This window comes from Phycicoccus mangrovi (assembly GCF_018729305.1).
Taxonomy (GTDB): domain Bacteria; phylum Actinomycetota; class Actinomycetes; order Actinomycetales; family Dermatophilaceae; genus Phycicoccus; species Phycicoccus jejuensis.
Genome location: NZ_JAHHWP010000029.1, coordinates 21,592 through 44,004, shown reverse-complemented (window position 1 = coordinate 44,004; position 22,413 = coordinate 21,592). Strand labels below are relative to the sequence as shown.

The 22,413-nt window shown below is 74.8% G+C and carries 20 protein-coding genes; 10 read left to right on the top strand and 10 right to left on the bottom strand.

Annotated features, from left to right (window positions below):
- Positions 1 to 41 precede the first annotated feature (41 nt).
- The gene (locus KMZ30_RS21160) at positions 42 to 263 is read right to left on the bottom strand and encodes a tautomerase family protein (RefSeq protein ID WP_215514457.1); all 222 of its coding nucleotides are present in this window, start codon (positions 261 to 263) and stop codon (positions 42 to 44) included.
- A gap of 174 nt (positions 264 to 437) precedes the next feature.
- Between KMZ30_RS21160 and dapF the strand changes: the two genes are divergently transcribed.
- Complete coding sequence (dapF, locus tag KMZ30_RS21155; protein WP_215514456.1) at positions 438 to 1,316, top strand: diaminopimelate epimerase; 879 nt, start codon at positions 438 to 440, stop codon at positions 1,314 to 1,316.
- Positions 1,317 to 1,372: 56 nt separating this feature from the next.
- Positions 1,373 to 3,256 carry a gamma-glutamyltransferase gene (ggt, locus tag KMZ30_RS21150; RefSeq protein WP_215514455.1) on the top strand — a complete coding sequence of 628 codons (1,884 nt, stop codon included), beginning with the start codon at positions 1,373 to 1,375 and terminating at the stop codon, positions 3,254 to 3,256.
- Here the strand turns inward: ggt and KMZ30_RS21145 are convergent.
- Positions 3,247 to 3,852 carry a class I SAM-dependent methyltransferase gene (locus KMZ30_RS21145; RefSeq protein ID WP_215514454.1) on the bottom strand — a complete coding sequence of 202 codons (606 nt, stop codon included), beginning with the start codon at positions 3,850 to 3,852 and terminating at the stop codon, positions 3,247 to 3,249. The two genes, ggt and KMZ30_RS21145, sit on opposite strands and share 10 nt — an antisense overlap.
- 93 nt (positions 3,853 to 3,945) lie before the next feature.
- Between KMZ30_RS21145 and hflX the strand changes: the two genes are divergently transcribed.
- Positions 3,946 to 5,409 (top strand): GTPase HflX, encoded by a 1,464-nt coding sequence (hflX, locus tag KMZ30_RS21140; protein WP_215514453.1) that lies wholly within the window; start codon positions 3,946 to 3,948, stop codon positions 5,407 to 5,409.
- Positions 5,410 to 5,632: 223 nt separating this feature from the next.
- Positions 5,633 to 6,730 (top strand): GNAT family N-acetyltransferase, encoded by a 1,098-nt coding sequence (locus KMZ30_RS21135; RefSeq protein ID WP_215514452.1) that lies wholly within the window; start codon positions 5,633 to 5,635, stop codon positions 6,728 to 6,730.
- On the opposite strand, the gene KMZ30_RS21130 is transcribed toward KMZ30_RS21135, so the two are convergent.
- Positions 6,723 to 8,426 carry a formate--tetrahydrofolate ligase gene (locus KMZ30_RS21130; RefSeq protein WP_372447535.1) on the bottom strand — a complete coding sequence of 568 codons (1,704 nt, stop codon included), beginning with the start codon at positions 8,424 to 8,426 and terminating at the stop codon, positions 6,723 to 6,725. The genes KMZ30_RS21135 and KMZ30_RS21130 overlap by 8 nt on opposite strands.
- Positions 8,427 to 8,587: 161 nt before the next feature.
- Here KMZ30_RS21130 and KMZ30_RS21125 point away from each other — a divergent pair, with 161 nt between their 5' ends.
- Complete coding sequence (locus KMZ30_RS21125) at positions 8,588 to 10,861, top strand: ATP-dependent DNA helicase (RefSeq protein WP_215514450.1); 2,274 nt, start codon at positions 8,588 to 8,590, stop codon at positions 10,859 to 10,861.
- 109 nt (positions 10,862 to 10,970) lie between these two features.
- On the opposite strand, the gene KMZ30_RS21120 is transcribed toward KMZ30_RS21125, so the two are convergent.
- Positions 10,971 to 11,534, bottom strand: coding sequence for a P-loop NTPase family protein (locus KMZ30_RS21120; RefSeq protein WP_215514449.1), 564 nt, complete (start codon positions 11,532 to 11,534; stop codon positions 10,971 to 10,973).
- 65 nt (positions 11,535 to 11,599) lie between these two features.
- On the opposite strand from KMZ30_RS21120, the gene holA reads away from it, so the two are divergent.
- Both holA and rpsT read left to right on the top strand, forming a co-directional pair.
- A complete protein-coding gene (gene holA / locus KMZ30_RS21115) occupies positions 11,600 to 12,595 on the top strand; it encodes a DNA polymerase III subunit delta (protein WP_215514448.1) in 996 nt (331 codons plus the stop codon).
- Positions 12,596 to 12,794: 199 nt separating this feature from the next.
- On the top strand, positions 12,795 to 13,055 hold the full coding sequence (gene rpsT, locus KMZ30_RS21110; RefSeq protein WP_207022901.1) for a 30S ribosomal protein S20: 261 nt from the start codon (positions 12,795 to 12,797) through the stop codon (positions 13,053 to 13,055).
- A 73-nt stretch (positions 13,056 to 13,128) separates the two neighbouring features.
- Here rpsT and KMZ30_RS21105 read toward each other — a convergent pair whose 3' ends face one another.
- Positions 13,129 to 13,980 carry a lysozyme gene (locus tag KMZ30_RS21105; RefSeq protein ID WP_215514447.1) on the bottom strand — a complete coding sequence of 284 codons (852 nt, stop codon included), beginning with the start codon at positions 13,978 to 13,980 and terminating at the stop codon, positions 13,129 to 13,131.
- A gap of 158 nt (positions 13,981 to 14,138) precedes the next feature.
- Positions 14,139 to 14,690: a type II toxin-antitoxin system PemK/MazF family toxin gene (locus KMZ30_RS21100; protein WP_215514446.1), complete on the bottom strand. Its 552-nt coding sequence runs from the start codon at positions 14,688 to 14,690 to the stop codon at positions 14,139 to 14,141.
- Positions 14,691 to 14,792: 102 nt separating this feature from the next.
- On the opposite strand from KMZ30_RS21100, the gene KMZ30_RS21095 reads away from it, so the two are divergent.
- The gene (locus tag KMZ30_RS21095) at positions 14,793 to 15,149 is read left to right on the top strand and encodes a DUF2200 domain-containing protein (RefSeq protein ID WP_207022904.1); all 357 of its coding nucleotides are present in this window, start codon (positions 14,793 to 14,795) and stop codon (positions 15,147 to 15,149) included.
- A gap of 22 nt (positions 15,150 to 15,171) precedes the next feature.
- Here the strand turns inward: KMZ30_RS21095 and KMZ30_RS21090 are convergent, their stop codons facing one another.
- Positions 15,172 to 16,173, bottom strand: coding sequence for a phosphotransferase family protein (locus tag KMZ30_RS21090; protein ID WP_215514445.1), 1,002 nt, complete (start codon positions 16,171 to 16,173; stop codon positions 15,172 to 15,174).
- 166 nt (positions 16,174 to 16,339) lie between these two features.
- Between KMZ30_RS21090 and lepA the strand changes: the two genes are divergently transcribed.
- Together lepA and KMZ30_RS21080 are read left to right on the top strand one after the other, a co-directional pair.
- Positions 16,340 to 18,196 carry a translation elongation factor 4 gene (lepA, locus tag KMZ30_RS21085; RefSeq protein WP_308279901.1) on the top strand — a complete coding sequence of 619 codons (1,857 nt, stop codon included), beginning with the start codon at positions 16,340 to 16,342 and terminating at the stop codon, positions 18,194 to 18,196.
- Positions 18,193 to 19,395 (top strand): MFS transporter, encoded by a 1,203-nt coding sequence (locus KMZ30_RS21080; RefSeq protein ID WP_215514444.1) that lies wholly within the window; start codon positions 18,193 to 18,195, stop codon positions 19,393 to 19,395. The genes lepA and KMZ30_RS21080 overlap by 4 nt, the downstream gene beginning before the upstream one ends.
- Positions 19,396 to 19,511: 116 nt before the next feature.
- On the opposite strand, the gene KMZ30_RS21075 is transcribed toward KMZ30_RS21080, so the two are convergent.
- The 3 genes from KMZ30_RS21075 to lepB are packed head-to-tail and all read right to left on the bottom strand — an operon-like array spanning position 19,512 to position 22,410.
- The gene (locus KMZ30_RS21075; protein ID WP_215514443.1) at positions 19,512 to 21,206 is read right to left on the bottom strand and encodes a CopD family protein; all 1,695 of its coding nucleotides are present in this window, start codon (positions 21,204 to 21,206) and stop codon (positions 19,512 to 19,514) included.
- Positions 21,203 to 21,862 (bottom strand): copper resistance CopC family protein, encoded by a 660-nt coding sequence (locus KMZ30_RS21070; protein WP_215514442.1) that lies wholly within the window; start codon positions 21,860 to 21,862, stop codon positions 21,203 to 21,205. Before KMZ30_RS21070 ends, KMZ30_RS21075 begins: the two co-directional genes overlap by 4 nt.
- The gene (gene lepB, locus KMZ30_RS21065; protein ID WP_215514441.1) at positions 21,859 to 22,410 is read right to left on the bottom strand and encodes a signal peptidase I; all 552 of its coding nucleotides are present in this window, start codon (positions 22,408 to 22,410) and stop codon (positions 21,859 to 21,861) included. Before lepB ends, KMZ30_RS21070 begins: the two co-directional genes overlap by 4 nt.
- Between the last annotated feature and the right edge of the window lie 3 nt (positions 22,411 to 22,413).

The following is a 22,413-nucleotide window of genomic DNA, read 5'->3' as shown; positions in this document are numbered from 1 at the left end:
GGCCCCTCTGCCCACCCGGCACCAGCGCCGCCCGCGGACGGTCAGCCCTTCGCCGCGGCGAGGGCGTGGACGTCGGCGGTCGTCAGCACGTTGCCGGCGATGCCCCAGTCGCCCGAGCGCACCTCCTCGACGACGCACCACGTGACGGGCCGCATGGCCTCGCCCTCGACGCTGACCAGCGCGTCGGTGAGGCGCTCGACGATCTGGCGCTTCTGGTCGGGGGTGAAGACGTCCTCGATGACCTTGACCTGGATGAACGGCATGCTCTCTCCTCTGGTTCGTCCCCACCCGGTGCGGGGACTGCGACCACCGTCGCGCGCGGAGGGTGCGCGCCGCATCGCCGGGTCCGGCCATCCGGGCCGACGTCCGGGCATGGCCCGTCCGGGCCATCCGGCCCGGATGTGGGTGGCACGCTGCCGGGCTGGGATGATGACGGCATGGCTCACCGGATGGCGTTCACGAAGGGGCACGGGACCGAGAACGACTTCGTCCTCGTCCCCGACCTCGACGGTGCCCTCGGGCTGAGCGCGGCGCGGGCGGCGTGGCTCGCCGACCGCCGGGCCGGCCTCGGCGGTGACGGCGTCATCCGGGTCGTGCCGACGGAGGCGGCCGACGAGCCGTCGGTACGCGAGCAGGCCTCCGACGCACGGTGGTTCATGGACTACCGCAACGCCGACGGGTCCGCCGCCGAGATGTGCGGCAACGGCACGCGCGTCTTCGCCGAGTACCTGCGCCGCGAGGGGCTCGAGACCGCCGACGAGTTCGTCATCGCGACCCGGGCCGGGGCCAAGGTCGTCCGCCGCGACGGCGACCACTGGGCCGTCGGCCTCGGTCCGTGGCGGCTCGCCGACCCGGTCGCGGCCGAGCGCGACGGGTTCGACGCGCTCGTGCACGTCGGCGAGGGCGACCCGTACTCGGCGCTCTCGGTCGACCTCGGCAACCCGCACACCGTCGTCGCCCTGCCCGAGGAGGTCGACCTCGACGCGCTCGACCTGACCCGCGCGCCGGTCGTGCGCCCCGAGCCGCCGCACGGCACCAACGTCGAGCTCGTCCGCCCGGTCGGGCCCGGCCACGTCGTCCTGCGCGTCCACGAGCGCGGGGTCGGCGAGACGCGCTCGTGCGGCACCGGGGCCTGCGCGGCGGCCATCGCGACGAGCTTCTGGGCCGGGTCCCTCGACACCGGCGCCTCGTGGGTCGTCGACGTCCCGGGCGGCCGGCTCGCGGTGCGCCTCTCGGACGGCGGCGGGGTCGAGCTCGCCGGGCCCTCGGTGCTCGTTGCCGACGGGACCGTGCCGCTGGGGCTCCTCCCGGCCTGAGGCGCTCCGCCGGCGCTCGCCGCGACAGGCCGCGGACCCCGGTCTACGGTGCTGTGATGGGGACCACATCCGCCGTCGCACCCGTCCGCCCACGCCGCCTCGCGGCCGCCGGCCTCGCCCTCGGTCTCGTGACGGCGCTCGCCGCCGGCACCCCGTCGGCGCAGGCGCACGGCGGACCGGGGCACCCGGGGCACGGGGGACCGCCCCCGGTCGGGCACGCGCTGCCCAAGGTCGCGGTGATGACGGGCTCGGGCGGCGCGGTCGCGAGCGTCGACCCGGTGGCCAGCCAGGTCGGCATCGACGTCCTGCGGGCCGGCGGCAACGCGACCGACGCCGCCGTCGCCACGGCGGCCGCGCTCGGGGTGACCGAGCCGTACTCGACCGGCATCGGCGGCGGTGGCTTCTTCGTCCACTACGACGCGCGCCGGCACCGGGTCCAGACGATTGACGGCCGCGAGGCCGCCCCGGCCACCTACGACGCGGACCAGTTCCGGGCCCCCGACGGCACCGCCCTCGACTTCGCCACGGTCGTCGGCTCCGGCCAGTCGGTCGGGGTGCCCGGCACGCCCGCGACCTGGCAGCGTGCCGTCGACCGTTGGGGCACACGGAAGCTCGGCACGCTCCTCAAGCCGGCGGAGGAGATCGCCCGGCGAGGCTTCGTCGTCGACCAGACCTTCCACGACCAGACCGCCGACAACGCCGAGCGCTTCTCGGTCTTCCCCGCGACGGCGCGCGTGTTCCTGCCGGGCGGCGAGGCGCCGGCCGTCGGGTCGGTCTTCCGCAACCCCGACCTCGCCCGTGCCTACCGCGAGCTGCGCACGCACGGCGTCGACAGCCTCTACCGCGGGCGCCTCGGCGACGCCGTGCTCGCCGCGTCGCGCCGCCCGGCCACCGTGCCGGGGACGAGCGTCGCCGGGGGCGAGCTGACCCGCGCCGACCTGCGCCGCTACCGGGCGCTCGACAAGGACCCCGTCCACTCCCGCTACGACGGGCGGGACGTCTACGGGATGCCGGTGCCGAGCAGCGGCGGCATCGCCGTCGCCGAGATCCTCAACCTCGTCGAGGCGTACGACGCCCGGACCGGCACCCCGACCTCGCGCGTCGACGAGGTGCAGTACCTCCACCGCTTCTCGGAGGCGTCGGCCACCGCCTTCGCCGACCGCAACCGGTACGTCGGCGACGTGCGCGGCGTCCCGGCCCGTGAGCTCGTCTCGCAGGCCTTCGCCGACGAGCGGGCCTGCCTCTTCTCGGGCACCGCGGCGATGGCCCGCCCCGTCCCCTTCGGCAGCCCCGACGGCGACTACGCAGGGTGCGACGACGGCACCGCCTCCGGGGTGCTACCGCACGACGGGATGTCGACGACCCACCTCTCGGTCGTCGACCGCTGGGGAAACGCCGTGTCCTACACCTCGACGATCGAGCAGACCGGCGGCTCCGGCATCACCGTGCCGGGCTGGGGCTTCCTGCTCAACAACGAGCTGACCGACTTCGACTTCGTCCCGGTCACCCCCGGCGTCCCGGACCCGAACCTGCCCGGTCCCTCGAAGCGGCCGCGCTCGTCGATGGCGCCGACGATCGTCCTCCACGACGGACGGCTCGACCTCGTGGCCGGCAGCCCCGGCGGCGCGACCATCATCACGACGGTGGCCCAGGTGCTCCTCGGGCACTACGAGCGGGGGCTCACCGTCGCGGAGGCGCTCCAGGCCCCGCGGCTCTCGAGCCGCAACGGGACGAGCGAACAGGCGGAGCCGGCGATCGCCGGCGGCCCCGCCGGGGCCGGCCTGGCCGCGCTCGGGCACCGGCTGTCGCAGACGTCGGAGATCGGGGCGGCGACCGCCATCAGCGTGCTGCGCGACGGGCGCTACACGGCCGTCGCCGAGAAGGTGCGCCGTGGTGGAGGCTCGGCCATGGTCGTGCGGCCGCAGGGGCGTCAGCCCTGACGGACCTCGAGCACGCGGAACCCCTTGACCGAGGTGCGCCGGGTGCAGGGCATCCCGAGCTCGTCCTGCACCCAGCGCTGGAGGCTGTCCGAGCCGAGGTTCTTCTGGACCACGAGCGAGGCGACGCCGTCCGGCGCGAGGCGGGGGAGCCAGGTGCCCAGGAGGTCGTGGAGCACCGCCTTGCCGACCCGGATCGGCGGGTTGGACCAGATGACGTCGAAGCGCACGTCGGCGGGGACTGCGTCGGCGGTGCCGGCGTGCACGCCGTCGAGCCCGAGGGCGGCGGCGTTGCGGCGGGCGAGGTCGAGGGCGCGCTCGTTGACGTCGACCGCCCAGACCGTCGCCGCCGGCGAGCGCAGGGCCAGCGTGAGGGCGACCGGCCCCCAGCCGCAGCCGAGGTCGAGGAAGGTCCCGGCGGGCGGGGGAGGGGCGACCTCGTCCAGGAGGACCGCCGTGCCCTTGTCGAGGCCGCCGGGCGAGAAGATGCCGCGGGCGACCTCGACCTCGACCGACCGCCCGGCGAGGCGGACCCGCAGGGAATGCCGCTCGGCGTCGCTCGCGGGCTGCGCGGTGAAGTAGTGCTCGTGCTCGCTCATCGGGTCGAGAGGCTAGCGGCGACGCCCTCGCGGGCGTGAACCGGAAGAATGCGGTCGCCTCCGGGCGTTGGACGGTGAGACCCTAGGGAGAACATGACTGGACGACACACCATCACCGGGCGGGCCGCGGCGCTCGCCGACTCCACCCGCCTCGACGACGCCGGGTTCGTGCTCGACGACGAGGCCTTCGACTACGACGGCGACCAGTACGACCGCGAGGAGCGGGCCGCGCTGCGCCGCGTCTCCGGGCTCTCGACCGAGCTCGAGGACGTCACCGAGGTCGAGTACCGCCAGCTGCGGCTCGAGCGCGTCGTGCTCGCCGCCGTGTGGTGCGACGGCACGCTCGTCGACGCCGAGAACTCCCTGCGCGAGCTGTCGGCGCTCGCCGAGACGGCCGGCTCCGAGGTGCTCGCCGGCGTCATCCAGCGCCGCACCAACCCCGACCCCGCGACCTACCTCGGCAAGGGCAAGGCCGCCGAGCTGCGCGACGTCGTCATCGCCGAGGGCGCCGACACCGTCATCTGCGACACCGAGCTCGCGCCGAGCCAGCGCCGCGCCCTCGAGGACGTCGTCAAGGTCAAGGTCATCGACCGCACCGCGCTGATCCTCGACATCTTCGCCCAGCACGCGAAGAGCCGGGAGGGCAAGGCGCAGGTCGAGCTCGCGCAGCTGCAGTACCTCCTGCCCCGCCTGCGCGGCTGGGGCGAGTCGATGTCGCGGCAGGCCGGTGGCCAGGCCGCCGGCGGCCAGGGGATGGGCTCGCGCGGCCCGGGTGAGACGAAGATCGAGCTCGACCGCCGGCGCATCAACAGCCGGATCGCGAAGCTGCGCCGCGAGATCAAGGACATGAAGACGACCCGCGACACCAAGCGCGGGGGCCGTCGGGCCAACCGCGTGCCGGGCGTCGCGATCGCCGGGTACACCAACGCCGGCAAGTCGAGCCTGCTCAACCGGCTGACCGGCGCCGGGGTGCTCGTCGAGAACCAGCTGTTCGCGACGCTCGACCCCACCGTGCGCCGTGCCGAGACGCCCGACGGGCGCCTCTACACGCTCGCCGACACGGTCGGGTTCGTCCGCCAGCTGCCGCACCAGCTCGTCGAGGCCTTCCGCTCCACGCTCGAGGAGGTGGCCGACGCCGACCTGCTGCTCCACGTCGTCGACGGCTCACACCCCGACCCCGAGGGGCAGATCTCCGCGGTCCGCGCCGTCCTCGCCGACGTCGACGCGACCGACGTCAAGGAGGTCATCGTCGTCAACAAGGCCGACCTCGCCGACCCCGAGGTGCTCGACCGGCTGCGCCGCCACGAGAAGCACTCGATCGTCGTCTCGGCCCGCACGGGAGAGGGGATGGACGAGCTGCGCGCGCTCGTCGCCGAGGAGCTGCCGCGGCCGGACGTCGACGTCGACGTGCTCGTCCCCTACGAGCGCGGCGACCTCGTGAGCCGGGTCCACGAGACGGGGGAGGTGCTCGCGAGCGAGCACGTCGCCGACGGCACGCGCCTCACCGCCCGCGTCGACCCCGAGCTCGCCGAGGACCTCTCCGCCTACACGGTCTGACCTGCTGATCTGCGGCGCGTCGGGTGCCCGGCGGGACCGGGTTTCCGGGCACGAGCTTCCGCGTCGTCACGGTGACGACGCGGAACCCGGCCGCGGACGGGGATGCATCCCCGTCACGAGGGAACAACCGCGTCGTCACGGTGATGACGCGGTTGCTCGAGGGGTCTCGTCCCGCGCTGCCCCACAGGCTGCTGTTGCGAAGCGTTTGCAATAGGGTGCCCGGGTGACGACCGCCCGCACCCTGCTCACCGACCGCCTGCGGCTGCGACCGCTCACGCCGGACGACCGTGACGTCTGGGTGCGGCTGCACACCGACCCCGAGCAGTACCCGTTCGCGCCGTGGGCCGTGGCCAGCACCGCCGACGAGGCCGCGGAGAAGCTCGACCTCGCCCTCGCGCACTGGGCCGAGCACGGCTTCGGGTACGGCGTCGTCGAGGACCGGGGCTCGGGGGAGGCGGTGGGCGTCGCGGGGGTCATCCACGGCCGTGAGGGGCGCCACCTCAACCTCTACTACCGCTTCGACCGTCCGCACCACGGGCGCGGGCTCGGACCCGAGGTGGCGCGGGCCGTGGTGGCGGACGCGCTCGAGCACGGCCCCGCCCTGCCGCTCGTCGCCACGGCGCGGCCGGACCACCTCGCCTCGACCCGCACCGCCGAGCGGGCCGGTCTGACGCACGTCGGCGCTGCCGACGAGGGTGCTCACCTGCCGGGAGTGCCGCCGGAGGTCGTCGCGCGCGCCCGGGCCGCCGACCCCGCCGACGTGCCCGCGCCGGTCGTGCTCGTCGCGCCGTCCGTCCACGTCCACCGGTCCCCCTTCGACCCCGGGGTCCGCGCCGAGGTGCTCGACCTCTGGTGTGCCGTCAACGACGCCGGCGGCGCGGTGGGCTTCCTGCCCGGTGCGGCCCGCGGACGGGTGGCCGAGGCCCTCGCGGCGCACGAGGACTCGATGGCCGACGGCCGTGCCGTCGCGGTCCTGCTGCGCGACCCGGTCGGCACCCTCGTGGCGCTCGGCTGGTGGGTGGAGGGCCCGAACCCACTCCTCGCGCACCGGCGCACGGCCTACCGCGTGATGTCGCACCCGGAGCGGCGCGGCCGCAACCTCGGCCGCCTGCTCATGGCCGCGCTGCACCGGGTGGCCCGCGCCGACGGCGCCGAGGTCGTCGAGCTCGGGGTCCGCGGCGGCACGGGTGTCGACGCGTTCTACGCGGGCCTGGGGTACGAGGAGGTCGGCCGGCTGCCCGGCGGCATCCGGGTGGCGCCGGGCGACGACCGCGACGACGTGTGGATGGCCCGCCGGCTCGACGGGCGCCGGCTCAGCTGAGGCCGACGATCCGCCCGTCGTCGTCGACGTCGATGTGCTCGCTCGCCGGAACCTTCGGCAGCCCCGGCATCGTCATGATCTCGCCCGTGACGAGGACGACGAAGCCGGCGCCGGCGGCCAGGCGCACCTCGCGGACCGAGACCGTGTGGCCCTCGGGCGCGCCGCGCAGCGTCGGGTCGGTCGAGAACGAGCTCTGCGTCTTCGCCATGCAGATCGGCAGGTGGCCGTACCCCTCGGCCTCGATGGCCGCCAGCCGCTTGGCCGCCTTCGGCTCGAAGACGACGTCGGCCGCGCCGTAGACCTTCGTCGCGACGGCGCGGGCCTTCTCGGCCAGCGGCGCGTCGTCGGGGTAGACCAGCTGCATGTCGGCCGTGCCGTCCTCGATCACCTCGAGGACGCCGCGGGCCAGGGCCTGGGCGCCGGCCGCGCCGTCGGCGTAGTGGGTCGCCTCGTAGGCCCGGAAGCCCTCGGCCTCGACGAGGCGCAGGACCTCGGCGACCTCGGCGTCGGTGTCGGTCGGGAAGCGGTTGAGCGCGACGACGGCCGGCAGCCCGTAGACGTCGCGCACGTTGCGCAGGTGGCGGCGCAGGTTGGCCATCCCGGCGGTCACGGCCTCGACCGACTCCGGCCCGAGGTCGGCGACGGCGACGCCGCCGTGGTACTTGAGGGCGCGGACGGTGGCGACGACGACGACCGCCGACGGGCGCAGGCCCGAGGTGCGGCACTTGATGTCGACGAACTTCTCGGCGCCGAGGTCCGCCCCGAAGCCGGCCTCCGTCACGACGTAGTCGGCGAGCCTGAGCGCGGTGCGCGTCGCCATCACCGAGTTGCAGCCGTGCGCGATGTTGGCGAACGGCCCGCCGTGGATCATCGCCGGCGTGTGCTCGAGCGTCTGCACGAGGTTGGGCGCCAAAGCATCTCGCAGGATGACGGTCATCGCGCCGTGCACCTTGAGGTCACGGGCGTGCACCGGCTGCTTGTCGCGGGTGTAGCCGACGACGATGCGCCCGAGCCGTTCGCGCAGGTCGGCGACGGAGGTCGCGAGGCAGAGGATCGCCATCACCTCGGAGGCGACGACGATGTCGAAGCCGTCCTCGCGCGGCACGCCGTTGGCGACGCCGCCGAGCCCGACGACGACGTCGCGCAGGGCACGGTCGTTGAGGTCGACGACGCGCTTCCAGGTGATGGTGCGCGGGTCGAGGCCGAGGGCGTTGCCGTGGTGGAGGTGGTTGTCGAGGACCGCCGAGAGCAGGTTGTTCGCGGCGGCGATGGCCGCGAAGTCACCCGTGAAGTTGAGGTTGATGTCCGTCATCGGGACGACCTGGGCGTAGCCTCCGCCGGCCGCGCCGCCCTTGATGCCGAAGACCGGTCCCATCGACGGCTCGCGCAGGGCGACCATCGCGTTCTCCCCGAGCGAGGCGAGCGCGTCCGCGAGGCCGACCGACGTCGTCGTCTTGCCCTCGCCCGCCGGCGTCGGGGAGATCGCCGTGACGAGGACGAGGCGACCCTCGGCGCGGTCCGCGAGGGAGTTGACGAAGCCGAGCGAGACCTTGGCCTTCGTGTGCCCGTAGGGGACGAGGTGCTCGGGGTCGATGCCGAGCTTCTCGCGCGCCAGCTCCGCGATCGGGGTGAGCTCGGCCGCCTCGGCGATCTCGATGTCGGGCGGGACGGGACGGGTCTGCGCACTCGTGGTCACGGGCGCCATCGTGGCACCCGCCGGGCCGCGCGACAAGGGAAGCGACGCGCTGAACGCAACACGCCGCGCGATACGCAACACCAGAAGACGGCTCCCGCCCGGATGACGCTACCGGGGGACGGCCGCCGGGGCGCGTCGGGCCGACCGCCTAGGCTGCTCGGGTGCCCGACCTCGACGACCTCCTCCACGCCGCCGTCGGGGGCGTCGGCGGCACCGAGCGCCCCGGCCAGGTCGAGATGGCGCACGCGGTGGCCCGGGCCGTCGAGACCGGCGAGCACCTCCTCGTCCAGGCGGGCACCGGCACCGGCAAGTCCCTCGCCTACCTCGTGCCCGCCGTCCAGCACGCGATGGCCACCGGGAAGACCGCCGTCGTCGCCACGGCGACCCTCGCCCTCCAGGCGCAGATCGTCGACCGCGACATGCCGCGCCTCGCCGAGTCGCTGACGCCCGTGCTCGGCCGCCGCCCGACCTACGCGCTCGTCAAGGGCCGGCGCAACTACGTCTGCCTGCACAAGCTCGAGGGCGGCTTCCCGGACGACGACGCCGACAGCCTGCTCGCGGTCGGTGACGTCGACCGCGCCGCCTCGCGCCTCGGCGCCGAGGTGGTCCGCCTGCGGGACTGGGCCGAGGTCACCGAGTCCGGCGACCGCGACGAGCTCGTGCCCGGTGTCTCCGAGCGCGCCTGGCGCCAGGTGTCGGTCAGCGCCGAGGAGTGCCTCGGGTCGCGCTGCCCGATGGTCGCCGAGTGCTTCGTCGAGCGCTCCCGCGAGGCCGCGCGCGACGTCGACGTCATCGTCACCAACCACTCCTTCATGGCCATCGACGCCTTCGAGGGCCGCCAGATGCTGCCCGAGCACGACGTCCTCGTCGTCGACGAGGGCCACGAGCTCGTCGACCGCGTCACCTCGACCATCACCGACGAGCTGACCCCCGGGTCGGTGCGGGCCGCCTCGAAGCGCGCCGGGCGCCAAGCCGACTCCGCCGAGGCCCTCGACGACGCCGCCGCGCTCCTCGAGTCCGTCCTCGAGCCGATGCCCGAGGGGCGGCTCACCGCGGTGCCCGACTCGCTCGCGCTGGCGCTCGGGCGCATCCGCGACGTCGCCCGCCAGGCGCAGACCGAGCTCAAGCCGCAGCAGGGCGAGGAGGTCGACGGCGCCAAGCAGGTCGCGCGCGCCGCCGTCGAGGACCTGTTCGAGACGGCCGCCCGGATGCTCGAGGAGCGCGAGCTCGACGTCGTCTGGCTCTCCAAGGACCCCCGCCGCGGCCCGGTGCTGCGGGTCGCGCCGATGAGCGTCGCGATGCTGGTGCGCGACAAGGTCTTCGAGGACCGCACGGTCGTCATCACCTCCGCCACACTGGAGCTCGGCGGCACCTTCGACGCCGTCGCCGGCACCATCGGCCTGCGCGGCGAGGGCGCGCCGCGCTGGCGGGGGCTCGACGTCGGCAGCCCCTTCGACTACCCGAAGCAGGGCATCGCCTACGTCGCGAAGCACCTTCCGCCGCCGGGTCGTGACGGCACGGCGCCGCAGACCTTCGACGAGATCGAGGCGCTGGTGCGGGCCGCGAACGGACGCACGCTCGGCCTCTTCTCGTCGATGCGCGCCGCCCGCGAGGCCACCGAGGAGATGCGGAACCGGCTGGAGGACACCGACATCGTCGTCCTCTGCCAGGGTGAGGACCAGATCTCGACCCTCGTGCGCGAGTTCGCCCGCGACGTGCGCACCTGCCTCTTCGGCACGCTGTCGCTGTGGCAGGGCGTCGACGTCCCGGGCTCGTCGTGCCAGCTCGTCATCATCGACCGCGTGCCGTTCCCGCGCCCCGACGACCCGCTCGCGTCGGCGCGCTCGCAGGCCATCGCCCGGATGGGCGGCAACGGGTTCATGGCCGTCTCCGCCACGCACGCCGCGCTGCGGCTGGCGCAGGGCGCGGGCCGGCTCATCCGCCGCGGCGACGACCGCGGGGTGGTCGCCTTCCTCGACTCGCGGATGATGACCGCCCGCTACGCCGGCTTCCTCCAGCGATCGCTCCCGCCCTTCTGGCCCACGGCCGACCGCGAGATGGTCCTCGGGGCGCTGAGGCGCCTCGACGAGATCGCGCCCCCGCCGCTCCCGGTCCTCGAGCCGACCCGGCGCGGGCTGACCGGCGCCGTCGCCGGCACGTCGATGGCGGCCGCCGCCCCGGTCGCCGGGGTCACCGAGGCCGACGAGCGGCCGGTCGCCGACGCCCCACCGCCCCCGCCGTCCTCGCGCACCGCCGTCACCGAGGGCCACGCGTGGACCGCGCAGGAGGACGAGGAGCTGCGTGACGGCGTCGAGCTCGGACTCTCGCTCGGCGAGCTCGCCGAGTCGATGGAGCTGCCGCCGTCCGCGGTCGAGGCGCGGCTGACCGGCCTGGGCCTCGAGGCCGGGAAGGGCCCGACCCTCACCTTCGACTGACCACCACGGTCCGCATCCACCCGCCTCCTCGAGAGGAGGCAACACGCACGGGAGCGCACTGGATCCTCTGCGTGTCGCCTCCCCTCAGGAGCGGGATCGGGGGTCCGGGTCAGGACACCCGCGCCCGCTCGAGCGAGTGCAGCCACGTCTCCGTCGCCCGCGGGTCGGTGAGGCGCAGCACGGGTGGGCCGTCGGGGGCGGCGCACATCGCCGCGATCTGCTGCTGCCTCTTGCCGAACGAGCGGTGGTGCCACGCGAGGATCGAGTCGCGCGAGAAGGTCTGTCGCCACGACTCGACGTTGCCGCCGCAGATCTCCTCGCGGTCGACGAGCCGCCGCGCCGTGCGCCGGAGCAGGCGGCCGAGGGAGACCCGGCGCCGGTAGTCGAGGGCGACGACGAGGTCCGTGCGCTCGAGCACGAGGTCGCGCGTCGCGCTCCACAGGGAGTCCATGACCCACGCAGGACCCTCGACGTGGGGGCGCACGGCCCCGACCTGCGCGGCCGGGCCGAGCTGCACCCACCCGGGGCGCCACATGAGGTCGTCCGTCGCGACGTGGGGGACCCCCGTGGCGGCCGCCAGCCGGGCGGCGAACGTCGACTTGCCCGACCCGGTCACGCCGACGACGACCACCCGGCGGTGGCGGGCGGGGTCGAAGGGGGCGTCGAGGAGCACCGGGAGATCCTAGGACGCCTCGGGGGTCGGCGCGCGGCGTCGGCGCCGGGTGGCAGAGTGTCGGCATGACCGAGGACGTCGTCGCCGTCGCGCACCGCGTGCCGCCCTTCGTGCTCGTCTCGGGGCCCGAGGGCATCCTCGCCGAGCGCGCCCTCGCGCAGACCCTCGACGACCTCCGGGTCACGAGCCCGGACCTCGAGGTCATCCGGGTGTACGCGGCGTCCTACCAGCCGGGTGAGCTCGTCCTCCACACGAGCCCGTCGCTCTTCGGGGGCGCCAAGTGCGTCGTCGTCCACGACCTCGACGAGGCCCCGGACGAGCTCCAGGCCGACGTGCTCGCCGTCCTCGCCGCACCGGCCGAGCCCGACCTCACGCTCGTCGTGATGCACAAGAGCGGCCAGCGCGGCAAGAAGGTGCTCGACGCGCTGCGCGGTGCCGGCGCCCGCGTGCTCGACGCCCCCGCGGTCAAGACCGACCGCGACAAGACCGACTTCGCGACGCACGAGTTCCGGCGCGCGCGGCGCAAGGCGACCCCCGAGGCCGTCCACGCGCTCGTCGAGGCCGTCGGCAAGGACGTCCGCGAGCTCGCGGCCGCCTGCCAGCAGCTCGTCGACGACACGACGGGCGTCATCGACGAGCAGGTCGTCCTCACCTACCACGGCGGCAAGGTCGAGGCCACGGGCTTCCGGGTCGCCGATGCCGCGCTCGCGGGCGACCCCGGCGAGGCGCTGCGGCTGCTGCGTCACGCCATCGCCGTCGGGGTCGACCCCGTGCCGATCGTCGCGGTGCTCGCCCAGCAGGTGCGCCAGCTCATCAAGGTCGGGTCGGCGGGCCGTGGGCGCCCCGCCGACATCGCCCGTGACGTCGGGATGGCTCCGTGGCAGGTCGACCGGGCCAAGCGGACGCTGTCGGGCTGGACCGCGGAGGGGCTCGCGACCTCGCTGCAGGCGCTCGCGGCGGCCGACGCCGAGGTCAAGGGCGGCGGCCGCGACCCCGTCTACGCCGTCGAGCGGGCCGTGCTCACCATCACCGCCCAGCACGGTCGGCACCGCGAGGGCTGAGCACGCGTCATCCCCTCGCCCGCCCGTTTTGGCGGGGGTGCGGGCCGCTGGTACCTTTGTCGACTGCGTGCGCGTGTGGTCGCGCGCGCACGAGCACCACCCAGCGCGAGTCAACCACGGGTGCCCCACGCCCGGTCCCGACCCGCGACTGCCGCCCTCTAACGGCAACCGATTCCTCGACCGAAGGCACGATTTCACAGTGGCGAACATCAAGTCCCAGCTCAAGCGCATCAAGACGAACCGTCTCGCGACCGAGCGCAACAAGGCCGTCAAGAGCGAGTTCAAGACGGCCATCCGTCGCTTCCGCGAGGCGGCCGACTCCGGCAACGCCGAGCAGGCGCGCGAGGCGCTCAAGGTCGCGTCGACCAAGCTCGACAAGGCCGTGAGCAAGGGCGTCATCCACAAGAACCAGGCCGCGAACAAGAAGTCCGCGATGGCCAAGCGGGCCGCCTCGCTCTGAGCGGAGCAGCCCACGCCCGAGGGCCCGTCACCGAACCGGTGACGGGCCCTCGGGCGTTCGCGGGGGACCCGGGTCAGCCGAGGGCGAGCCGGCGCAGCCCGGCGAGGTCGCCGTTGAAGCGGTCCTGGTCGAGCGGGCTGTCGGTCCACTGCCAGAACGTGTAGTAGCCCCACCCGGCCGGCAGCGTGCCGACGCTGGTGCTGTACCGCGCGACCCACAGGGGGTTGGTCGTCGCGAAGGCGGTGCTGCCGCCGGTGCACTGGGTCCACCAGCTCGTGGCCGTGTAGATGACCGCGTCGCGGCCGGTCCGTGCCTTGTACCGAGAGGTGAAGTCGCGGATCCACGAGACCATCCCGCTCTGGCTCTTGCCGTAGCAGGTCGCGCCGTAGGGGTTGAACTCGATGTCGAGCACCCCCGGGAGGGTGCGCCCGTCGGCGCTCCAGCCGCCACCGTGGTCGACGAACCAGTCGGCCTGCGCCGCACCGGAGGAGGAGTCGGGCAGGGCGAAGTGGTACGAGCCCCGGATCATGCCGACGTCGTAGGAGCCGGTGTACTGCGCGCTGAAGGTGGGGCTGCGGTAGGTCGTGCCCTCGGTCGCCTTGACGTAGGCGAACTTCGTCCCCTTGGCCCACCACGACGCCCAGTCGACGGTGCCCTGCCACTTCGAGACGTCGATGCCCGGCGTCTGGGTGACGGCGGTGCGGGACGCCGCCGCGTCCGGGGCGGAGCGCCCGGTGTCGCGGGCGGCGGACCATCCCATGAAGGCGTCGCCGGTCCGGTCGATGCCGGCGGCGCGGGCCTGCGCGGTCGGGTGCGGTGCGGGGGCGGCCTGCGCCGGGAGGGCGGCGACGAGGCCCGCGAGGGCGGTGGCCCCGGCGGCGAGGGCCGCGAGACCCCTGCGTCGGCTCGTGCGGTGTGCTCGCATCGGTGGGTCTCCTGCGTCGGGGCTGGGGGAGCGCCTCGACGCTAGGACGGCCCGGGTCCGGGCCGGGTCTGGTGTAGGTAAGAACTTCCACTCATCGGGTCAAGGGCGTGGAAATCTTCCGCTCGGCAGACGGGGCGGGACGTTGCGCCCGCGACGGGTCAGCGGGTCGCGCGGACGGCGGCCGCCACCTCGAGGAAGCGAGCGCGGTCGAGGACCGCGCCCTCGCGGCGGACCGCGGCCGGGTCGACCCGCAGGACGCGGTTGACGCGCACCTCGCTCGGACGGCCCTGCCGGTCCCAGGCGCCGGTGCCGATGTCGACCCAGCGCCGCCCGGCCCGCCGCTCCTGCTCGGCGTCGCGGTCGTGGTCCTTGCTCGTCAGCTGGAGGCCGAGCAGCCAGTCACCGTCGTGGCCGACGAGGAGGACCGGGCGGTCCTTCCCCTGCGTGTGGTCCTCCTCGTAGGGCACCCACGTCCAGACGATCTCGCCGGGGTCGGGGCGGCCGTCGGGGCGCGGCGCGTAGACCGGGTCGAGCGGGCCCGTGTAGTCGCCCGGGTAGCCACCGGTCCGCCGGACCGGTGCCGGCGGGCCGGAGCGCGGTGAGCGCTGCCGCGCAGTGGGGGCGTCCGCGCCGGGTGCGCGCCGTGAGCCGCGCAGCAGCTCGCGCAGGGCGCCGTCGAGGACCGGGCGGAGGATGCGCTGCCACTGCATGGGCCCGACCCTAGCCGCGGACCGTGACGCGGCGACCGAGGTCTCCTAGGCTCCGCAGAGGGCGGCCGTCGGGGCGCCGGCCCACGACGTGGAGGAGGACCCGTGACGGGACACCGCATCTTCGGGACGCCGTTCGCGAGCATCTACCCGCACTACGTCGCCAAGGCCGAGCGCAAGGGACACACGCGCGCCGAGGTCGACGAGGTCATCCACTGGCTGACCGGCTACGACGAGGCCGGGCTGCGCCGGGCGCTCGAGGACGAGCGCGACCTCGAGACCTTCTTCGACCGGGCTCCGGCCTTCACGCCGCACGCCGGGCTCATCACCGGCACGATCTGCGGCCACCGGGTCCAGGAGATCGAGGACCCCCTGATGCAGCGCATCCGCTACCTCGACCTGCTCGTCGACGAGGTCGCGCGCGGCAAGAAGATGTCGTCGATCAAGCGAGGCAGCGCCTGACCCCTCCCGCGTGGGGGTCCGCTCAACCGGTCAGGGACCAGCCGCGGCGGTGCGCGAGCAGGCGGGTCGTGGTGTCGGAGAAGAAGAGTGCGTGCGCCCGCAGAGCCTCCGTGCAGCCGGGTGGCGGGGGCGCGTCGAGGTCCTCGAGCATGAAGCCGACGAGGAAGGCCAGCACCGCGTCGACGTCGTCGTCGGCGGCGTCCTCGAGCAGGGGGGAGCGCTCGAGGTCGGTCAGGTCGATGCCGTGGTGGTGCATGAGCGGCCAGAGGGTCACGAGGTCGAACCACTGGGGGCCGACGGCGGCCTGGTTCCAGTCGACGACGCGCATCCGGCCGTCCGGTTCGCGCAGGAGGTTGTCCGGGCGCAGGTCGAGGTGCGTCAGCGCGTCGCCGTGGACGGCGTCGAGGACCCGCGAGGCCAGCCGCACCATCTCGGCGGTCGCGGCCCGGTCGGGCCCGGCGTGGCCGCGCGGCCAGGGCTGCGAGCCCTCCGCGAGGCGGCGGAGTGCGGGGACGGACGCGGTGGCGCCGGCGAGCTCGTCGCGCACCGTCGCCAGCCCCAGGGGCTCCACGACGGACGCGGGCGTGGCCGCGATCTCGCGGCAGGCGTGGTGGACCGCCGCCACGTCCGGCGGCGTCCACGGGTCACCCGGGCGGGTGCCGTCGACGTGGTCGAGGACGAGGACCCGCCAGCCGCCGCCGGCCTCGACGTCGACCCGGCCCAGCATCCGCGGAGTGCAGGTGAGCGCGGCGAGCCCCGGCAGCACCTCCGACTCCCGGCGCAGGGCGCGCAGCACGTGCGGCGTCGAGGGACCCGCCGCCTTGACGAACACCGTCCGGCCGTCGGCGAGGTCGACGGCACCGGCGAAGGCGCCGCCGAACCCCGAGCCCACGGGGGCGTGCGCCCCGACGACGGCGCTGCCGGCCACCGCGGTCACCGCGTCGGAGACCGCGACCGGCAGGGTGTCGAAGGCGGGGCGCCGGCTCGTGCGGCCGTAGTCGACCTCGGGCACCGGGGGAGTCACCCGCCCACCGTGCCATGCGCCGTGCGCCGGCACGACCGGGTTCACCGAGCCGTGCCGTCGTGGTCCCGCCGTGGCGATCGTCCTCGTCGCGTTCGGACCTGTCCGCCCGGCGTGGGAGACTGGGCGCACCGCCCGCTCGCCCCCGACCGCAAGGAACCGCGCACCCGTGTCACCCCGCGCCCGCACCGTGCTGCCGCCGCACGCGACACCGCCGGAGGCGATCCGCAACTTCTGCATCATCGCCCACATCGACCACGGCAAGTCGACCCTCGCCGACCGGATGCTCCAGATCACCGGCGTCGTCGACGACCGGGCGATGCGCGCGCAGTACCTCGACCGGATGGACATCGAGCGCGAGCGCGGCATCACGATCAAGAGCCAGGCCGTCCGGATGCCCTGGGAGGTCGACGGCGCGAGCCACGTGCTCAACATGATCGACACCCCGGGCCACGTCGACTTCACCTACGAGGTCTCGCGCAGCCTCGCCGCGTGCGAGGGCGCCGTCCTGCTCGTCGACGCCGCGCAGGGCATCGAGGCGCAGACCCTCGCGAACCTCTACCTCGCGATGGAGAACGACCTCACGATCATCCCGGTCCTCAACAAGATCGACCTGCCGGCCGCCCAGCCCGAGAAGTACGCCGAGGAGCTCGCCGGCCTCATCGGCTGCGAGCCCGAGGACTGCTTCCAGGTGTCGGGCAAGACCGGCGTGGGCGTCGAGCCGCTGCTCGACGCGATCGTCGCGCAGATCCCGGCGCCGACCGGTGACGCCGACGCGCCCGCCCGCGCGATGATCTTCGACTCCGTCTACGACACCTACCGCGGCGTCGTCACCTACGTCCGGGTCGTCGACGGTAACCTCAACCCGCGCGAGCGCATCGCGATGATGTCGACCAAGGCCACGCACGAGCTGCTCGAGATCGGCGTCATCAGCCCGGAGCCGGTGCCCGGCAAGGGCCTCGGCGTCGGCGAGGTCGGCTACCTCATCACCGGCGTCAAGGACGTGCGCCAGTCCAAGGTCGGCGACACCGTCACCAACGCGGCCAAGCCGGCGACGGAGGCCGTCGGCGGCTACCGCGACCCCAAGCCGATGGTGTTCTCGGGTCTGTTCCCCCTCGACGGTTCGGACTACCCCGACCTGCGCGACGCCCTCGACAAGCTCAAGCTCAACGACGCCGCGCTCGTCTACGAGCCCGAGACCTCCGTCGCGCTCGGCTTCGGCTTCCGCTGCGGCTTCCTCGGCCTGCTGCACCTCGAGATCGTCCGCGAGCGGCTCGAGCGCGAGTTCAACCTCGAGCTCATCTCGACGCAGCCCAACGTCGTCTACGACGTGACGATGGACGACGGCACCGAGGTCGTCGTCACCAACCCGAGCGAGTTCCCCGGCGGCAAGATCGCCGAGGTCCGCGAGCCGAAGGTTCGCACGACCGTGCTCGCCCCGAGCGAGTTCATCGGCGCGATCATGGAGCTCTGCCAGGGCAAGCGCGGGACGCTGCTCGGGATGGACTACCTCTCCGAGGACCGCGTCGAGATGCGCTACACGCTGCCGCTCGCCGAGGTCGTCTTCGACTTCTTCGACCAGCTGAAGTCGCGCACCCGCGGCTACGCGAGCCTCGACTACGAGCCCGACGGCGACCAGGCCGCCGACCTCGTCAAGGTCGACATCCTCCTCCAGGGCGAGACGGTCGACGCGTTCTCGGCGATCGTCCACAAGGACAAGGCGTACTCGTACGGCCTGATGATGGCCGGCAAGCTCAAGGACCTCATCCCGCGCCAGCAGTTCGAGGTGCCGATCCAGGCGGCCATCGGCGCCCGGGTCATCGCCCGCGAGAACATCCGCGCCATCCGCAAGGACGTCCTCGCCAAGTGCTACGGCGGTGACATCAGCCGCAAGCGCAAGCTGCTCGAGAAGCAGAAGGCCGGCAAGAAGCGGATGAAGAACATCGGCTCGGTCGAGGTGCCGCCGGAGGCCTTCATCGCCGCGTTGACGTCCGACGGCGCCGGGGCCCAGGCCACCAAGAAGTGACGCCCGTCGCGCGCTCCGGCTTCCTCGCCGGGCACCGACGCTCGCTCCTCGTCCCCTCCGCGGCGCTGCTGTGGGGCACGCAGTTCGCCTTCCTCAACCCGGCGATCGGCATCATCCTCGTCTCGCTCTACGGGGCGTCGGCGGGGGAGGTGGGACTGGCCCTGGCCGCCTACAACGTCAGCGGCTTCGTCTCGACGCTCGTCGTGCCGACGCGGGCCGACCGGCGCGGCGACTACCTGCGGCCGCTGCTGTGGTGCGGTGGCTTCACGATCGCGCTGACGACCGCGCTGGCGCTCGCGACGACCCTGCCGCTGGCGGTGCTCGCCCTCGTGGCGCTCGGCGGACCCGCCGGCATCGCCATCGGCCTGCTCTTCGCCTACCAGCGGCACACCGGCGCGAGCGTGCAGCAGATCATGCGGACGCGGGCCGTGTTCTCGTTCGCGTGGGTCGGGGGCCCGCCGTTCGCCGCGTTCCTCATGGGTGTGCTCGGCCAGCGCTCGGTGCTCTGGGTCGTCGCGGCGCTGGGGGTCCTCGGCCTCGCGCTGACGCGGGTGATGATGCACGCGCACGCCACGTCGCCGCACGCGAACGCCGCTCCGCCACAGGGAGAGCCGATGGGTGTCGCGCTGCGGCGGCCCGAGGTCCTCGTCCTGCTCGGCACCTTCGTCGCGCTCGGCGCCGCACTCAACGCCGCGGTCTCGTCGCTGCCGCTGCTGGTCACCGGCGAGCTCGGGCTCGACGTCGAGTGGAGCGGCATCGCGCTGGGGACGTGCGCCGCCCTCGAGATCCCGATCCTCGTCCTGCTGGGGCGCATCACGGCGCGCTTCGGCCCGCGGCGCGTCGTCGCCGTCGGCTGCCTGGCCGGGCTCGTCTACTACGCGGCGATGACGCTCGCGGCGTCGCCGGTCGTGCTCGTCGTTGGCCAGCTGCCCAACGCGGTGTTCATCGCGACGATGTCCGGGGTGGGCCTGACGCTCTTCCAGGACGTCGTCGGCCGGCCGGGGCTCGCCTCGTCGCTCTTCATGAACACCACGCGCGTCGGGGCCATCGTCGCGGGGCCGGTCATCGCGCTCGGCGGCACGAGCGCGCTGGGGTACTCCGGGGTCTTCCTCGGCTGCGGGCTGCTCGTCCTCGTCGGGATGGTGGTCCTCGTGACGCCGCGCCTGACCCGCGCCGCCACCGCCCGCCGCGCCGCCTGAGCCCGGCTCCGGGGCCGCGTCACCCCGGTTCGTCCACGAGACCCCGGTTCGGAACCGGGGTCTCGTGGACATGTCGGGGTGACCCCGACACGTTGAGGGCGGAGGGGCGGGTGGGGTCAGGGGGCGCGCTCGCCGATGCCGGTGCCGCGCACCGGGTCGGCCCAGTCGAGGGGGAGGTCGGCGAACCACTGGGCCGCGAACGCGTCGGGTCGGGTCAGGAGGACGAGGAGCAGCACGACACCGAGCCCCAGGAGCAGGCCCGCGGCCCAGCGTCGGTCGCCGCGCTCCCGCAGCAGTGCCGCGGGCAGGCCGGCGAGGGCGGCACCCGCGACGAGGGCCGTGTCGACGGACTCGCGGGCCAGCGAGATGCCGAGCAGCGGGCTGCCGAGCACGACCGCGACGAGGAGGACGACCGGCAGCACGGCGTCCACGGGGCTGCGCGTGCCGCGCGGGAGGGCCCCGGGGAGCAGGTGGTGGGCCGCGCGGACGAGGAGCGGTGGGACGAGGAGCGCGGCGGCGACGAGCCGGAGGCCGTGCACGGTGAGCAGCGCGCTGCCGTAGGCGCCCGGACCGCCGAGCAGCAGCCACGCCAGGACGCCCGAGGCGGCCAGGCCCGCGACGAGGCCGCGCACGGCGGCCCGCGGGTCGACGCCCGGCCGACTGGCGGCGAGCACGACGACGAGGACGAGCAGGGCCACGGCGACGACGCCGGTCGCGGAGGCGCGGGGCTCGACCAGGAGGCGCCACGGTGTCGGGGCGGGCAGGGCCCGGTCGACGGTCGTGACGCCGCCGTGCGGGAGGGCCACGACGTCGGGGCGGGTCGGGGTCGGGGTACGTCCCAGGGCGACGGCGGCGCCGAGGGCGGCACCCATGAGGGCGGTCTCGACGCCGGCGAGCCGCCACCACACCCGGCTCGACCCACGACGCAGGGCCGGGATGCTGGCGCGGCGGTGGGCCGCGCCGAGCGCGAGGAGGACGACGAGCAGCGCGACCTTCGCCACGACGAGTGCGCCGTAGGTGGTCCGCCACGCCTCGGCGACGGCACCGAGGCGCCACCACGTCGAGAGCAGCCCGCTCACCGTCACGAGCACGGCGGCGACGAGCGCGAGCCCCGAGAAGCGGCCGACCGCGTCGGCGAGCGCGGGAGCGCGCCCGACCAGCGCCAGGCCCACCAGCCCGCCGACCCACAGCACCGCGGCGACGACGTGCACGGCGGTGCCGACGCTGACGGGGACGTGCAGCTCGGAGGTCGCGACGTGGCCGGTCAGCGAGGTCGGGAGGACCGCGAGCACGGCGACGCCGAGCAGCGCCAGCGTCTCGGCGGGGGAGCGGACGAGCCGGCTGCCGCCGGCGACGACGGCGGCGAGGGCCGCCGTGACCATGAGGGCGCGACCGCCCTCGAGGCTCGGCACGAAGGCCCAGACCCGCGCGGCCGTGAACGCCCCGGGCAGTGGGACGGCGAGGGCCTCGGCGGCCGCGGCGAGCATCCCCAGGAGGCAGGCCACGACCCATGCCCACGCGGCGACCCGGACCGCGCGCAGCACCCGCGTGGGGGCAGGGGCGGTGCGCAGCAGCCAGGCGGGGACGAGGAGCCCGCCGACGACGACGACCGCGCAGACCCGTGCCGCGAGCCGGGCGCCGGTCGCGAGGAGCGGCACGCCCGGTCCGGCGTCGGGCAGCGCGGAGGCGGGAGCCGCCACCGGGGTCGTGAGGGCGAGGACGACGAGGGCTGTCGCGGCGCCGAGCACCGCGGCCGCCACGACCGCCCGGCCGGGGGAGACGACCCGCAGGGGGAGACCGGGCGCGGTCACGACGTCGTCCGTGCGACGGTCCGGCGGCGCAGGACGGCGGGCCCGGCGGCGCCGAGCGCCACGAGCGCGGCCAGCAACGCCCAGGCGACCATCGGGCCCCCGGCGGTCGGTGTGGTGGTGGAGTCGCCCGCGCCCGCGCCCTCGACCGCCGCCAGCGCGTCCACCGCTGAACCCTCGGGCGCCGAGGGAGCGGTGTCCGACGGCGGCGACGGCGGCGCGGCGACGGCCTCCGAGGAGGTGGGCTCCGGGGACGGGCTCGCCGCCGGGGCGCCAGCGACCTCGAACCGCAGCGTCCCGGAGACGGGGTGCCCGTCGTCGGCCACGACGCGCCAGGCGAGCCGGTAGCGGCCCGGCGCGGCCGGCTCGGCGAGGGTCATCCGCACCGTCGCTCCCCGGACCGTGGGCGCCCGCAGGGAGGTGCGGCCCCCCGGGCCGCTGAGGGCGCCCACGGCGGTACCGGGGACGACGGGGTCGGCGAAGCGCAGGACGAGGGTGGTCGGCGACCGGCGGAGGGTGCTGCCGTCGGCCGGCGTGCTGCTCTCGAGGCCGGTGTGCGCGGCCGCCGGAGTTGCCGTGACCACGGCGAGCCCGAGCAGGAGCAGCACCACGGCCAGCAGGCGCGGCACGCGACGCCGGCCGGGCGCCCGCGGCGTCACGGGGTGCCTCCGAGGGCGCCGAGCGGCCAGACCGTCGCGACGACCCGCCCGTGCAGGGCGGAGACGGCGACCGGGCCGAAGGTGCGCGAGTCCCGGGCGTCCGGTCGGTGGTCGGCGAGCACGACGACGTGGTCGGCCGGCACCCGCCCGAGCTCGGCGTAGACCGAGTCGACGTCACCGGGGTCGACCCACGGCTCCTCGACCGGGACCCCGTCGACCGTCAGCACGCCGTCGAGGATGGCGACGTCCTCGCCGGCGACGGCGGCGACCCGCTTGACGAGCAGCCCGCTGCCGTCCGGCGCGTCGAGGAGGACGACGTCGCCCCGATGGTAGCCGCGCAGCAGTGGACCGACGTGGTCGACGAGGACGTGCGAGCCGGCGTGCAGCGTCGGCTCCATGCTGGCCGTCGGCACGAGCACCGGCTCGAGCGCGAACCGACCGACGACGAGGACGAGGGCCAGCACGAGCGCGAGGTCGACCATCCGGCCACGGCGCCGGACCGGCGTCGGCGCACCGGCCGCACGGGCCGGCGGCGCGGTGGTGGTCACGGT